The sequence below is a fragment of the Haloarcula halophila genome (genome assembly GCF_029278565.1).
GTDB classification, from domain to species: Archaea; Halobacteriota; Halobacteria; order Halobacteriales; family Haloarculaceae; genus Haloarcula; species Haloarcula halophila.
Genome location: NZ_CP119559.1, coordinates 1,540,923 through 1,554,729, shown reverse-complemented (window position 1 = coordinate 1,554,729; position 13,807 = coordinate 1,540,923). Strand labels below are relative to the sequence as shown.

Below are 13,807 nucleotides of genomic sequence, written 5' to 3'. Positions count from 1 at the left end.
ACCGACCACTGGACGTGAACCGGAATCGCGCCATCGGTGTCGGCCGGGACCTCGTCGGGACGGTCCGGGGAGAGCAGATCTCGTTTCTGGCGGCGGGGATCGCCTACTACATGTTCGTCTCCGTGCTCCCGCTGTTGTTGCTGGCGCTGGTCGTCGGATCGCTGCTCGGTGGCGAGGCCTTCGCCACACGGGTCGTCGGTGCGGTCGGCTCTGCGCTGTCGCCGGCCGCCTCCGAACTGTTAGAGGGCGCACTGACGAGTGCTGCCGGGCGGGGCGGGGCGACCGTCCTCGGTCTGGCGGTGATGATCTGGGGTGCGCTGAAGGTGTTCCGCGGGCTCGATCTGGCTTTCTCCGGGGTGTACGGCGCTCACGAGCCCAAGCCGATCGCCGAGCAACTCGTCGACGCGCTGTCTGCGCTCGCGGGGATCGGGCTGGCGATCGTGGGGCTGGGTGTCGTCGGCGCGCTGGGGGCCGTTCTCGGGGTTCAGGTGGCGCTGGGCGGGCTCGCGCTCGTTCCGATCCTGACGGTCGCCTTCCTCCCACTGTACTACGTCTTCCCGGACCAGCCGATGGAGATTCGGGAGGCGGTTCCCGGGGCGGCGCTTGCGGCCGTCGGTTGGACGCTGCTGGGGACGGCGTTCAACGTCTACGCCGCTCAGGCGGACGCCTACCAGCTCTACGGTGTCGTCGGGGGCGTCCTGTTGTTGGTGACCTGGTTCTACTTCGCCGGCCAGATCCTGCTGGTCGGGGCGGCGCTGAACGCGGCGCTTGCCGACGACTCGGACCGGCAACTACAACAGGGCGCGCTTCGAGGGTCCGGCAAAGCGATGAGTGAGGACGCCGACGAACACACCGGCGAGACGCCGCCGCCCGGCGCCACCGGAGACGGGCGGGACGTCGAGGACCTGACCGACGAGGAACTCGAAGCGCTGCGCGAGGAGTTCGAGGAGTTCCGGGACGACGTCGAGTCCCGGACGCTCCACCGCGAGGACGTGGAGAACGACCTCAAACAGTACGTCCGCCGGCGGATGCGTCGCGGTCACGCCCGCGGGTGGGGACCGTACGTCGTCCTGCTGTACGGGACAGTGATGACGCTGGGGGCGTTCTACTACCTGAAGGGCCCCTGGGCGGTCGCCTCGATGCTCGTCATCTGGCTGTCGACGCTCGGGCTCTACGTCGTGATGCTCGTCGTCGGCGTCACGTTCCGGGTGACCGGCCTCCCGCGCCGGGCGGTCGACCGGGTCCGTGACTGGCGGCAGTGACTCGCGGCGTCGGCGTCGCCGACCTCCTGTCGTCGCTCCCGGGGGTCGCCGTGGTCCTGTTCGCCCTGCTGACCCAACTCGGTGATTTCTGGTTCACGTTCTCGTTGTCGGCGCTGTTGTACTGGCTCGGGGCACAGACGCCACGCGTCGGCCACAGGCTCACCCGCGAACGGGCGGCGATGGTCGTCGCGTTACTGGCCGCAGCGGTCGCCGTGGCCGTCTCGCTGAAGGGCGTCTTCGGCCTCCCGCGCCCTGTCGGCGCCGGCGTCCCGGCACACGCAGACCTCGTCCCGGCGGCGTTCAGCGGTGCCTACAGCTCGATGGCGACCGGCGACGGGTACGGCTTCCCCAGCGGGCACGCGACCACTGCGGTATTGGTCTGGGGGGGTCTGGCGTGGGCAGTCCGGATCGGGACACGCCGACAGCGGGCAGCGGTCGCCGGCGGTGTGGCGCTGCTGATCGGGCTCTCACGGCTCGTTCTGGGCGTCCATTTCCTCGTCGATATCCTGGCCGGGTTCGCTATCGCAGGCGCAACGCTCTGGCTGTCGGTGACGCGACTCGGGACGCCGGATCGCGTGTTCGGGCTGGCTGCCGTCGTCGCGGCCGCCGGTATCGTCGCCAGCGGACTAACCCAGGACGTCGCCGCCGGACTGGGGATCGGTGTCGGCGGCGCAGTCGCGTGGCAACTCGTCGGGCAGCGGGTCCCGGAACCGACACGCCGGGGCGCTACCGCGACGGCGGCGTTGGGCGTCGGCGTCGTCCTCACCGCTGCCGGCGTGACGCTCGCGGTCCGGCCCGGCCCGCTGACGACTGGGCTCGCGGCCGCCGTCGGGACGGCGCTCCTGTTGGTGATGCCACTGGCCGGCGAGCGTCTCGCGGGCCGGTGAGACGGCTACTGTCGCGGTGTGGACTCAGAGGAGTCGTGGCCACTGGACACGCTCGGCGAAGGCCGGGAGCCCGAACTCGACGGTGGCTGGGTCCCGGACCCGGATGTGATCGGCCCTGCGGTCTGCGGTCGTCCCCTGGTCTCCCCACTGGACGAGGCGCACGTCGTCGATTTCGGCCCTTCGACGGCCGTTCGCCGGCGGGGCGAGAGTGTGCAGGACGTTCACGTGGGTCGCGCCGGTCGGCGGGGAGGCGTCACGGACGAACCGCTGCCAGCGATCGCCGGTCGGCGGCAGTGACCACTGCCGGCGGCCGATCGCCGATCCGTCGGTGTCGGCGAACCAGGTCAGTTCCAGCGTGGTCCCCGTCTCGCTGGCCCGATAGTTCGTCGTCACAGTCAGCGGGCCGTCGATCGGGACTCGACGCGTGTTCGAGAGAACCGCTCGCGAGCGGTTCCCGTCGACTCGGCGGAGGCGGACGCCGCCGGAGCCGTCTGTTCCGTACTCCCTGCGTACCGTGGGATAGGTCCGCCCGTACCGCCAGAGTGAGCCGTCGTACCCCTCTCCGTCGATGTCGGTACTCTCGAACCGACCGGTCGGCAGGAGGTCACGCCCGAGTCGGATTTGCCCCTCCGTGACTCCGGCTACCCAGCCGACCTCCCGGGCATAGATCGCACCGCGCTCGGGGAACTGCTTGCTCACAGCCCGCTCGGGCCGACTCCCCGCACCGAACGTGACACCGGACCGCGTGGCGGTCGCTTCCTCGCTCGATGTCGCGAGTGTGTTCCAGGTCACCGTCCTGTTCGGTTTGCCGACGATCCCGTGGGGGACGAACCCGTCGATCAGGACCGGGTCAACGGTCGCCCGTTCGGCGCCCTCGGCACTGACAGTGACGGTCAACAGGTACGTCGGGAACGTCGGCCAGATCCGTTGGTCGAACACGAGATTGCCCAGCGACCACGCGACGAGCGCTCCCTCGACCCGCTCGATCCCGCCTGTGACGTGCGGGTGGTGGTTGACCACGAGATCCGCCCCGCTCCGAGCGGCCGTCGCTGTGAGCCGTCGCACGTCGGGTGTCGGTGTCCGCTGGTACGGCTCGCCACCGTGGATCTGGACGACGACGACGTCGGCAGTCTCGTCGGCGCGTCTCACGGCTCGGTCGAGCCGATCGGTCGTCGCACGGGCGGCCCCGACGCCGGCAGGGACGGTCCGGGACTCGCCGTCGATGGTGACGGTGACGGGCCTGTCGGTCGGCCCGTTCGCAGCCAGATCGATCGCGTAGAAGTCGCCGGTGATCGTCGTACACGACAGAAACGCGACGGTGAGGTCGCCGGCCCCCTGGACGTGTGGCTCCCAGGCGGCCGCCGCCGAGGTCCCGGCACCGGAGTAGCCGACGCCGGCCCCGGCGAGCGCCGCGGTCGTGTCCCGGAGCCCCGGCCCGAGCGCGTCGAGGACGTGGTTGTTTCCCAGCGCCGCGTAGTCGACGCCGGCGGCGGCGAGCGCGTCGGCAGCGACGGGGTGTGAGGCGAAGGAATAGGTCTTCTCCGGGTGACGCAGACCCCGCGTCGTCAACGGGGTTTCGAGGTTCACCGAGGTGAGGTCAGCGGCCGATAACGCCGGCTCGATCGGATCGAGGATCGCGTCGTGGTCACCACGCCGATCGCCCGGATCGATGCGTGCCCGGGGGTTCAACTGGTCTGTCGGGTCGGTGTAGAAACGTCGAGCGAACATCGTATCGCCACCGAAGGTGAGCGTCGCCGTTCCGGTCGCTTCGGTCACGACAATCCTGTGTGTCGGTCCTGGTCGGCAGGCCCGAACACGCTCGTTGTAGCCGTCTTTCCGGACGCGAACCCAAACTGGCCGACGCACCGAAAGCGAGAACCGGCCCCCGTCGTCGGTTCGTGCTGTCGCGAGGTTAGTCCCGCCGGTACCGAGTGCCGTCACGTCGGCGTCCACAACTGGCGTTCCTCCCGTGTCGACGACACGTCCCCGAACCGCGGTCGCGGACGACTGTGGGCCGGTGTCCGGTGGGTCCGAGGCGGGGAACACGTCTGCGATAGTGCCACACCCCGCCAGAGCGGTACCCGCTACAGTTCCGACGGTCCGGAGCAACGCACGGCGTGAGCGGCCACTGTCGGTCACTGTCGGCTCACCGCCCGTTCCTGTCGAGTGATTGCGGCCGGTTCCCGGTCGATCGTCCGTGCTTCGATCTCGGCCTGGATGTCGCGCATGAACTCGGTGACGGTGTTGCCCATGACGAGTACCGGATTGCCGGCAGCGAGCACGTCCGTCAGAACCGACTCGGGGGCCGCCCCCTCGCCGTACGTTCGGACGGGAAAGTCCGCCGTGTTGGCGAACGCGTGGCGGCCGTCGCCGAGGGCGTGGATCTCCCCGGCGTGGCCGTCTGCCAACAGCGCCCCCAGATACCGACGGAACGACGCTGTCCGTCCCCGGCGGTCGGCACGGAGGTTCACCAGCGGTTCGACGACCGTCCCGCTCTCGCCGACCAGCGCCCGTCTGACGATCTCCGTGCTCTGGACGTCGTTGACGGCGGCTGCGTCGTGCACTTTCCCGTTCGGAAGGACCTGCCATTCCGGGGCCATCGAGGCGAGTTTCCGGTCGACGTCGGCCGGCGAGAGTGGCGGTTCACCGACCGCGTCGAGTACCTCGTTCAGACCGAAGACGACCTCACAGCCGGGGTACTCGGTGGCCCAGCCGGGCGGATCGACGTGTCTGACGACCGCGTCACGTCGTTCGAGCTCTCTGGTCAGGTACGACCGGAGTTGCGGGTCGGATTCGCCGTTGATAACCGTCGTCCCGGCAGGGACACTCCGGGCCAGCGACCGCGCGATCGCCGTCCTGGTCCGGCCGAGCGTGTCCATGTGGTCCTCCCGGACATTGATCAGGAACAGTACGTCCGGTTTCACGAACGATTGGTTGACGAGCCGCGTCGTGTACTGTCTGATCCCTTGATTCTCGATTACCGCAACATCCGCGTTAGATACACGCTGGAGTTCACGCTCGTTCTCGTAGAGACGAACCTGCCCGTCCCGCTCGACGGGTCGTTCGGTGCCGTTGTAGAGCGTGACGGGTTCGTCGCCGGTGATCTTCGCGATGACATCGTTCCCCCGCCGGTGGAACACGTCGTGGAGCCACCGGGTGGCCGAGGACTTGCCCCGGACGCCGGAGACGACGATCCGGGTATCGATCGCGGCCAGTCGTCGCCGGTGGACGGGGCCGGCACCGAGCGCATCCGTCACGCCGGCCCAGCCCCACTTGAGAAGGCGTGCGACGGTGTCACGATCGAACGGCACGTCCATGGTCACAACTCCTCGCTCGGGTCCGGTCCGGTGGCTTCGGGGGCAACAGTGATTTCATCGTCCGGCCGGAGTCGTTCGAGATGGTAGAGTTCGTACAGCGCGGGAAGACAACACACCGCTCCGGCGGCCACGTGTCTCCCGGAGACGTACTGGAGGAGTCCGGACGCCGGTGGGATGACGAACAGTCGAGCGATGGCGACAACCGTGACGAAGACACCGCCGGTCACGAAGAGGTTCGCGCGCCGCTCCGCCGGCGGCACCACGTGGAGATTGTAGCCGGTCACACCCCCGAGAATACCGACGAAAAACGGCAACAGTCCGTGCTGGACCGGGACGACTGTGACGGCGGAGATACTCCCCAGGAGGCCGACAATGACACCCAACCCGAGGACGACACGGCCGTACAACAGCGTCCACCAGTGGACGAACTGCACCGCGAGGTACGCTGTCGCGGCCGTTCCGATCCACAGTGGGAGCATCCAGCCGTTACGGAACGCGATGAGGACGATCAGCGGGACGACGATCACGCCCCCGATCCGAAGCCCGTACCGCGACCGGAGTGCTTCCGAAACGAGCAATCCTACCGAGAGCAGGCTGACTGCCAGGGTGTCCGAGGCCAGCACCGGGAGGTTCGGCCGGTCAACGACCAGGTCGAACGCGACCGCGATATCGGAGTTCGGACCCAACAGCAACGGTGGCAACGCTCCGGCCAGCGGCGAGAGGCCGACGAGGATCACCAGTCCGATCCCGACGACCGTCAGCAACAGCACGGTCGCGAGGCTCCACACCATGTCGAGGACCCGCTTTTCCGCATCGATTCGATGGTAGTTGTACGCCGCGATGCCCGGCAGGACGCTACCGACGAACTCGACCTGTGTCAGTCCGATGTCGATCCCGGCAGCGATAGCGAGGAACTCGAACACCAGGACGGGCACGAGCGCACCGATCAGCACACTCACGACGAACACGGGTCGTCCGTAGAGCAAGACGCGGTTCTTGATAACGCGAAGCGAGACGTACGCCGCCCCGACGCTGGCGAGGAAGACGGGAAACGTCGCGAAACTCCTGAGGAGATACACCGAGACGAGTGGAACGACGATCACGCCACCGAGGCGCAACCCGGCTAACTGCGCCGCTCCCACCCCGATGACCAGACCGACGAGCATCACTGTCGTGGCGATCAGCATTAGTCCAACTCCCCCTCGCCCGGCACCGCTTTGCGGCCCCTACACGGGCTGTATCCGACGGTTCTGCCCCGCTGTAGTTGATTGCCAGGCATAAGCTTTGTCTCACCGACGCTGTGGTTCAGCGTGTCAGCGGGTGGGACCCCGACCCACGGTCGGATGTCGACTCCGCCGTGGGCAGGACGGTCCCCTCACGCTCGGTTCGCCGATGTCAGCAGCTGTCCCCGCTGCGAGGCCGGCAGAACAGCGCAGTCGCTCTCGGGACTCGTGTGCCGAAAGAATCGGTGGCGGATACCGACACGGAGCGATCCGTGTGTCGTCGTGTGCCGGCGCTTAGAAGGTTTCCAGGTACCGGTCGATCTCCCACTGGGAGACGTCGACCAGGTAGTCCTTGAACTCCTCGCGCTTGGCCTCGACGAACTTCTCGGAGACGTGCGGGCCGAGCGCGTCGAGGACGACCTCGTCCTCTTCGAGCGCGTCGACGGCCTCTCCGAGGTTCGTCGGCAGCGTCTCGATGCCGTACTCCTCGCGTTTCTCCTCGTCGAACTCGTAGATGTTCTCGCGGACCGGGTCCGGACAGTCGAGCCCCTTCTCGACGCCGTCCAGGCCGGCGTGGATGAGCGCCGCGAAGGCGAGATACGGGTTACACGACGGGTCGGGGAAGCGGGCCTCGATACGCGAGGCGGCCGGGACGCGTGCGGCCGGCTTGCGGATCAGGGCCGAGCGGTTGCGGTCCGACCAGGCGACGTAGACGGGTGCCTCGTAGCCGGGGACGAGCCGCTTGTAGCTGTTGACCGTCGGGTTGGTGACGGCGGCCAGGGCCGGGGCGTGTTCGAGGATGCCGGCGATGAAGCTGTGGGCCGTCTCCGAGAGGTCGAACTCGTCGTCACTGTCGTGGAACGCGTTCTCGCCGTCCTCGAACAGCGAGATGTGCGTGTGCATCCCCGAGCCGTTGATGCGCGGGATCGGCTTGGGCATGAACGTCGCGTGCAGGTCGTGTTCGGCCGCGATGGCGCGAACGACCGAGCGGAAGGTACCGACGTTGTCGGCCGTCGACAGGGCGTCGTCGTACTCGAAGTTGATCTCGTGTTGGCCCTGAGCGACCTCGTGGTGGGAGGCTTCGATGTCGAAGCCCATGTCTTCGAGGCCGTAGATGATGTCACGGCGAACGTCGCTGGCGAGGTCCTTCGGCGCGAGGTCGAAGTAGCCACCGGCGTCGTTGGTCTTCGTGGTCGCGCGACCGTCCTCGTCCTCCTCGAAGAGGAAGAACTCCGGTTCGGGGGCCGCGTTGACGGTGTAGCCCATCTCTTCGGCGCGGTCGAGTGCGTCCTGCAGGACGCCACGCGGGTCGCCGACGAACGGCGCGTCCGTCGAGGTGTCGTGGACGTCACAGATCAGACGCGCGCTGTTACCACCCTCGATGTCGTCGCGGTTCCGCCACGGGAGCAGGGCGAACGTCGACGGGTCCGGGACCAGGCGCATGTCCGACTCCTGGATGCGGACGAAGCCGTCGATGGACGACCCGTCGAAGTAGATCCCTTCGGTGAACGCCTTCTCGGCCTGGTCGGCCGGGACGGAGACGTTCTTGACTGTGCCGAGGATGTCTGTGAACTGAAGTCGAAGGAAATCGACGTCCTTCTCTTCGATCTCGTCGAGCACTGCCTCTGCCTCGTCGGAGAGTTCGCTTGTCATCTTTGAACACCGGATAGGAACACTGGCACTACTAAAACCCTGCTGATTTGCGCAAAGATTCCGAACTCCGCCCAGCCATCTGGACGTTCGTAAAATTCTAATGCCCACGGGGTGTGATTGGATGGTATGACGTACGAAAATCTCGACCGCAAGCTAGTGAATGCCCTGTTGGGGGATGGACGCGCCAGTCTCCGAAGCCTCGGTGAGGACCTCGACGTCTCTGTAACGACGGTCTCGAACCACCTCTCGACACTCGAAGACGAGGGAATCATCAACGGCTACACGCCCAAGGTCGACTACGGGGCACTCGGCTACGACGTCACAGCGATCGTCCAGTTGAAAGTCGAGGGATCGTCCCTGCCCGATGTCACCGAGGACCTCAAACAGCACAAACAGATGATCTCGGTCTACGAGGTCACCGGCGACTACGACATCATCGCCATCGGGAAGTTCACCGATACGGACGGGATGAACGCTCAGATCAAGGAGTTGTTGACCGATCCCGACATCAAGGAATCGAACACGTCAGTCGTCCTCAACGCCGCAAGCGAAAACGAACAGTTCGACCTCGACCTCGACGAGGAGTGACCGCGCCGTCGTTCTGCCGGTAACTGCCCGACCAGCGGCTGTGGCGTGTCGATACATACCATCGTATCGAGGGACCGACGGGTTCTTGACTGACCAGTCAGTTAGTTATCGGTGATGAGCAACGGCGACACTGCAGACGACATCATGGGCGCGACCTATCGCGCGCTGTGTGCCCACGGGTACGCCGACCTCACGATGCAGGACATCGCCGACGAGTCCGACAAGAGCAAGGCGGCCCTCCACTACCACTACGACAGCAAACACGAGTTGCTGTGTGCGTTCCTGGAGTATCTCTACGACGGGTTCGCCGAGCGAACCGGCGCCCCAGACGACGGCACGCCCCGCGAGCGGTTGCTGGATCTGATCGACGACGTTCTGGACAAGCCCGACGGCGACGACCAGGAGTTCGGGACGGCGATCCTGGAGATCCGCGCCCAGGCACCGTACGAACCGGGTTTCCGTGAACGACTGACGCGGTTCGACGACTACCTCGTCGACGAACTCACCGATATCATCGAGGCCGGGATCGAGGACGGAAGCTTCGATCCCGAACTCGAACCGGACGATACGGCACAGTTCATCGTGACGGTCCTGACGGGCGCGGCGACCGAACGGGTCACCACCGGACGGCCGGTCGCCTGTACCAAGCAGATGTTGACCGAGTACGTCGAGACGCACCTGCTTGCCGATCCACAGGAGGTCGAGGCATGAGTCCCCGAAGCGTCGCCGAGCGGATCGTCGACCGCCTCGACACGCTGTTCAAGGGCCAGGAGCAACTCGATCTCACGAGCGGCGACATCGGAAAGCCGCTGCTGTATCTCTCTTTCCCCATCGTCGTCACGAACCTGCTCCAGGTCGCGTACAACCTCGCCGATACGTTCTGGCTGGGTCAGTACTCCACGACGGCGCTCGCGGCGATCTCGTTTGCCTTCCCGATGATCTTCCTGCTGATCTCGCTGGGCATGGGGCTCTCCGTGGCCGGCAGCGTTCTGGTGGCCCAACACACCGGTGCCGACGAGCCGAAGAAAGCCCAATACGCGGCCTCACAGACTCTGACCTTCGCAGTCGGCGCTTCGTTCATCCTGGGCGCGATCGGCTTCTTCTTCGTTGAGGACTTCCTGGCGCTGTTGGGGGCGTCCCAGCAGGTGCTACCGGGTGCGACGGGCTACCTCCAGGTCGTCTCGCTGGGCCTGTCGACGATGTTCGGCTTCTTCGTGTTCATCGCGCTGATGCGCGGGGCCGGCGACACGATCACGCCGATGCTCGTGATGTTCGGGACGGTCGTGTTGAACATCGCTCTGGACCCGTTCCTGATCTTCGGCTGGGGACCGTTCCCGGAACTGGGCGTCATCGGCGCCGCTGTCGCGACGATCTTCTCGCGGGGGCTTGCCTTCGCCGTCGGCGTCGCCATCATGCTCCGGGGGACGCGGGGCATCCAGATCCACCTCCGTGACATGGTGCCGGACCTCCCGTATCTGGGGAAACTGCTCCGACTGGGCATTCCGGCCTCCCTCGAAGGGACCGGCCGGGCGTTGTCGATCAACGCTATGCTGTTCATCGTCGGGACGTTCTCGGTGACCGTCGTCGCAGCCTTCGGGGTCGGCATCCGCGTGTTCTCGCTGGTCTTCATGCCCGCGATCGCGATGGATCGGGGCGTCGAGACGATGACCGGCCAGAACCTCGGCGCGAACCGGCCCGACCGGGCGGCGAAGGCGAACCACTTCGCCGCGAAAGTCTCGTTCGTCATCCTCACTGCCTTGGGCGCGGTCACCATCTTCGCTGCACCGACGGTCGTCAGCGTCTTCAGTGACGACCCGGAGGTGGTCCGTATCGGCGCGGAATTCCTCCAGTGGGTCGCCCCCACCTTCGGCTTCATCGGTATCGTCCGGGCGTACTCTGGCGGGTTCCGCGGAGCCGGGAAGACGCTCACCGCGGCCGCGATGGCCGTGACGATGCTGGGGATCATCCGTCTGCCCGTCGCGTGGGTCGCCTCCCGACCGGTGGCGATCCCGGCCTGGCTCGGGCCGACGCTGACGGACCTGTTCGCACAGTCGCTGGGCGAACAAGGGATCTGGCTGGCCTTCGGCGTCTCGAACGTCCTCGCCGCCGGGATCGCGACTGCTTGGTTCCTCCGTGGGACATGGCGGGACGCCGACCCGCGCGCGTCGGGCGGGCCGGCGACCGCCGACGACTGACGCGGTGGCCGTTCGGCTGTCGGCGTCGACGGGCGTGTGACGGCCGTCTGACTGAGATTCTTGTGAGCGGGTGCCAACCAGACGGATATGAGTTCGGGCGCCGGCCCCGAGGACAGTGCCGACAGCCTGCTGTCCGTCTTCGGGACGCCGCTGTTGTCGGCTCTAGAGAGCGACGCGGACCGGGCGGCGGCGCGTGCGCTCTGTCTCCTGGCCGACGCCGATCCGTCGGTCGTCCCGGCGTTGACCGAGCGACTCGTCGGCCGACTCCCCGAGGCGGAGGACACGCAGGTCCTCGTCAGGACGCTCGCGACGCTTGCGGCCGACCACACCGACGCCGTCCGCCGGGTCGTCGCCGATCACCGTGACCGGAAACGCCTCTCGAGTGCGATCGCGGACGCGACGGTCTGGGAGTTCGACCGTGCCGCCGACGGCGGCAGCGTCCTCGGCGCCGTCAGACAGGCCGTCGACAGTCAACAGGCGGAGCCGGTCCGACCGGGTGTCGTCGAGCGAGAGACCGACACCAGCGGCCGGACCGCCGATCCCGAGCGAGCCGCAGACCGCGAACACCGGGGTGACCCGGCCGCCGTGACACGGCGCGAACGGCTCGCCCGTGCCGAACAGTCCGAGGCGTTCCAGGCGATCAGTCTCCTGGGGAACTTCGAGGAGATCGCTGTCGTCGAACCGGAACAGGCGGTCCGGTACGGCTCGGTGTTGCGGACCCGGGCGACCATCGACGGCGAGGACCACGGCGTTGCACTCCGACTGTTCGACCCGCCCGATGACGAGGAGATCCGGCGGGCGTTCGGTGCCGGCGTCGCCGAGGCGCTGGCCCAGTGGGACGGGCTGGCCGTCCACGAGGGGATCGCGACCGTCCACGACTGGGGGGATTACCCCCGTCCGTGGGTCGCGACCCCGTATCTCGACGGGACACTTGCCGACCGTGGCCGGGTCGGCGTCGAGCGTGCGCTACGGGAGACCGCTCACCTCGCGGGCGCGCTCGCCCACTGTCACAACAACGGCGTGGTCCACGGCGGACTCGACCCGAAGACGGTCGTCTATCCGTCCAGTGAACTCTCGGGACTGCCGGCCCCCCGACTGGACAACGTCGGGATACTCACGATGGTCCGGGAGCACGTCCAGCCGGCGAACTACCTCGACCCGCGCTACGCCGCCCCGGAGTATTTCGACCGATCGTACGGCACCGTCGACGCCGCGACCGACGTCTACGCGCTCGGGGCCGTCTGCTACCGGCTCCTGACCGGCCGACCGCCGATAACCGGCGAGTACGGCGCTGTCCGGAAGACAATACTGACCGAGGGAGTTCCGGCACCGAGCGAACGAGAACCACAGCTCCCCGACGCCGTCGACGCCATCGTCAGGAAGGCGACTGCGGGACGGAAGCTGAGTCGCTACGAGACGGCTGCGGAGGTTCGTCGGGACTGCTGGCGGTTAGTGCGCTCGCTGCCCTCAGACGAGCAGTCCTGACTGCAACGCGGCGACCAGCAGTGTCACCGTAAGCACGCTCGCGACTGTCGTCACGAACACTGTCGCGCTCACGAACTCGCCGGGTTCGACGCCCGCCTCGTCGACGCTGAACGCGCCCACGAGGATGAGCGTCGTCACGCCGGTCGGGGTCGCAAGCAGGAGCACGACCACGCGAGCCGCGGTCCCGTTCCCGAAACCGACGAGTCCGCCGGTCGCGAGCACCGCCCCGGTGGCGACCAGGGGTGCCAATAGAAGTTTCAACGCGCTCGCGACCCCGACCGGGCGGAGGGTCCCCGCCACGTCGACCGAGGACAGCTGGATCCCGAGGATGAGCAACATCACGGGGATCGAGGCGTTGCCCAGCAACGCCAGCGTCTGCATGAGCGTCGATTCGGTCGGTGGAACGACGCCCAGCCACCGCACCGCCAGCGCGAGGACGACGGCGTACACCAGCGGGACGCCGAACACCCGGCGCATGTCCGCCAGCGGACTGCTCCCACTGCCCCGGGCGGCGACGTAGATACCCACCGTGTACAACAACACGCCCTGGAGGGCCGTCACGAGGACGGCGACGCTCCGCCCGGTGGGGCCGAAGGCGAAGTCGGCCAGGGGGATGCCGTAGTTGCCGGTGTTGGGGAAGACGCTCACGAGGACGAACGCGCCCAGGAACGGCTCGGTGTGGCCCCAGAGCCGTCCGATCCCCTCCGCGACCGCGAGCATCGCCGCGGTGAAGAGACCGACGGCGGCGACGACCGCGAGGATCGTCCCGCCGGCCAACTCCGAGGTCGTCAGGCTGTGGACGACCAGTGCCGGCGCGAGGACGTAGACGGTGATCGTGTTGAGCGGGTCGGCGTCGACGTTCTCGAACCGACCCAGGAGGAACCCCAGCACCGCCACACCGACGACCGGGAGGATAGCCGACGCGAAGATACCGAGCAGCGACACTGGCCGGGACTCACGCGGCGACGGTGAGAACCCTTTCGACTCGGCTCAGCGCTCGTCGGCGGAGTCGGGTCTACAGTCCTCATCCACTCGAACGTGGCAAGTGCTACGAAAGCGAAAACGGAGCGAAATCAGTTAGCGAGCGGGGCGGGCCGGGAAACATCCGGCACGCACAGCGCGCCGGTTCGATCGCGACGAGCGACCGGCGCGCGGCGGGAGGTCGTGAGGGACTGTCGGTCCCTCGCTGCTCGGACC

General features: G+C 67.3%; 11 protein-coding genes. 6 read left to right on the top strand and 5 right to left on the bottom strand.

Annotation, left to right across the window (positions count from 1 at the left end; all coding sequences use genetic code 11):
* The first annotated feature begins 14 nt into the window (after positions 1 to 14).
* Both P0204_RS08210 and P0204_RS08205 read left to right on the top strand, forming a co-directional pair.
* Positions 15 to 1,262, top strand: coding sequence for a YihY/virulence factor BrkB family protein (locus P0204_RS08210; RefSeq protein WP_276178047.1), 1,248 nt, complete (start codon positions 15 to 17; stop codon positions 1,260 to 1,262).
* Positions 1,259 to 2,149, top strand: coding sequence for a phosphatase PAP2 family protein (locus tag P0204_RS08205; RefSeq protein WP_276178045.1), 891 nt, complete (start codon positions 1,259 to 1,261; stop codon positions 2,147 to 2,149). The genes P0204_RS08210 and P0204_RS08205 overlap by 4 nt, the downstream gene beginning before the upstream one ends.
* 24 nt (positions 2,150 to 2,173) lie before the next feature.
* On the opposite strand, the gene P0204_RS08200 is transcribed toward P0204_RS08205, so the two are convergent.
* The 4 genes from P0204_RS08200 to glnA form a co-directional block, all read right to left on the bottom strand.
* Complete coding sequence (locus P0204_RS08200) at positions 2,174 to 4,288, bottom strand: CapA family protein (protein ID WP_276178043.1); 2,115 nt, start codon at positions 4,286 to 4,288, stop codon at positions 2,174 to 2,176.
* Positions 4,285 to 5,466: a folylpolyglutamate synthase/dihydrofolate synthase family protein gene (locus P0204_RS08195; protein ID WP_276178041.1), complete on the bottom strand. Its 1,182-nt coding sequence runs from the start codon at positions 5,464 to 5,466 to the stop codon at positions 4,285 to 4,287. The genes P0204_RS08200 and P0204_RS08195 overlap by 4 nt, the downstream gene beginning before the upstream one ends.
* 2 nt (positions 5,467 to 5,468) lie before the next feature.
* On the bottom strand, positions 5,469 to 6,653 hold the full coding sequence (locus P0204_RS08190) for a poly-gamma-glutamate biosynthesis protein PgsC/CapC (RefSeq protein ID WP_276178039.1): 1,185 nt from the start codon (positions 6,651 to 6,653) through the stop codon (positions 5,469 to 5,471).
* Between the two features lie 330 nt (positions 6,654 to 6,983).
* The gene (gene glnA, locus P0204_RS08185) at positions 6,984 to 8,342 is read right to left on the bottom strand and encodes a type I glutamate--ammonia ligase (protein WP_276178037.1); all 1,359 of its coding nucleotides are present in this window, start codon (positions 8,340 to 8,342) and stop codon (positions 6,984 to 6,986) included.
* Positions 8,343 to 8,468: 126 nt separating this feature from the next.
* Between glnA and lrp the strand changes: the two genes are divergently transcribed.
* The 4 genes from lrp (at position 8,469) to P0204_RS08165 (ending at position 12,610) form a co-directional block, all read left to right on the top strand.
* A complete protein-coding gene (gene lrp / locus P0204_RS08180) occupies positions 8,469 to 8,930 on the top strand; it encodes an HTH-type transcriptional regulator Lrp (RefSeq protein ID WP_276178035.1) in 462 nt (153 codons plus the stop codon).
* Positions 8,931 to 9,044: 114 nt separating this feature from the next.
* Positions 9,045 to 9,641: a TetR/AcrR family transcriptional regulator gene (locus P0204_RS08175; RefSeq protein ID WP_276178033.1), complete on the top strand. Its 597-nt coding sequence runs from the start codon at positions 9,045 to 9,047 to the stop codon at positions 9,639 to 9,641.
* Entirely contained in the window at positions 9,638 to 11,125 is a 1,488-nt protein-coding gene (locus P0204_RS08170; protein ID WP_276178031.1) for an MATE family efflux transporter, read from the top strand. The genes P0204_RS08175 and P0204_RS08170 overlap by 4 nt, the downstream gene beginning before the upstream one ends.
* Before the next feature lie 87 nt (positions 11,126 to 11,212).
* Entirely contained in the window at positions 11,213 to 12,610 is a 1,398-nt protein-coding gene (locus tag P0204_RS08165; protein ID WP_276178029.1) for a protein kinase domain-containing protein, read from the top strand.
* Here P0204_RS08165 and P0204_RS08160 read toward each other — a convergent pair.
* A complete protein-coding gene (locus P0204_RS08160) occupies positions 12,593 to 13,555 on the bottom strand; it encodes an AEC family transporter (protein ID WP_276178027.1) in 963 nt (320 codons plus the stop codon). The two genes, P0204_RS08165 and P0204_RS08160, sit on opposite strands and share 18 nt — an antisense overlap.
* Positions 13,556 to 13,807 lie beyond the last annotated feature (252 nt).

What these genes read in the sequence shown, in the direction of transcription:
- P0204_RS08195 (WP_276178041.1), bottom strand. Translation starts at nt 5,466, where the DNA reads ATGGACGTGCCGTTCGATCGTGACACCGTCGCACGCCTTCTCAAGTGG.
- P0204_RS08190 (WP_276178039.1), bottom strand. Translation starts at nt 6,653, where the DNA reads ATGCTGATCGCCACGACAGTGATGCTCGTCGGTCTGGTCATCGGGGTG.
- glnA (WP_276178037.1), bottom strand. Translation starts at nt 8,342, where the DNA reads ATGACAAGCGAACTCTCCGACGAGGCAGAGGCAGTGCTCGACGAGATC.
- lrp (WP_276178035.1), top strand. Translation starts at nt 8,469, where the DNA reads ATGACGTACGAAAATCTCGACCGCAAGCTAGTGAATGCCCTGTTGGGG.
- P0204_RS08175 (WP_276178033.1), top strand. Translation starts at nt 9,045, where the DNA reads ATGAGCAACGGCGACACTGCAGACGACATCATGGGCGCGACCTATCGC.
- P0204_RS08170 (WP_276178031.1), top strand. Translation starts at nt 9,638, where the DNA reads ATGAGTCCCCGAAGCGTCGCCGAGCGGATCGTCGACCGCCTCGACACG.
- P0204_RS08165 (WP_276178029.1), top strand. Translation starts at nt 11,213, where the DNA reads ATGAGTTCGGGCGCCGGCCCCGAGGACAGTGCCGACAGCCTGCTGTCC.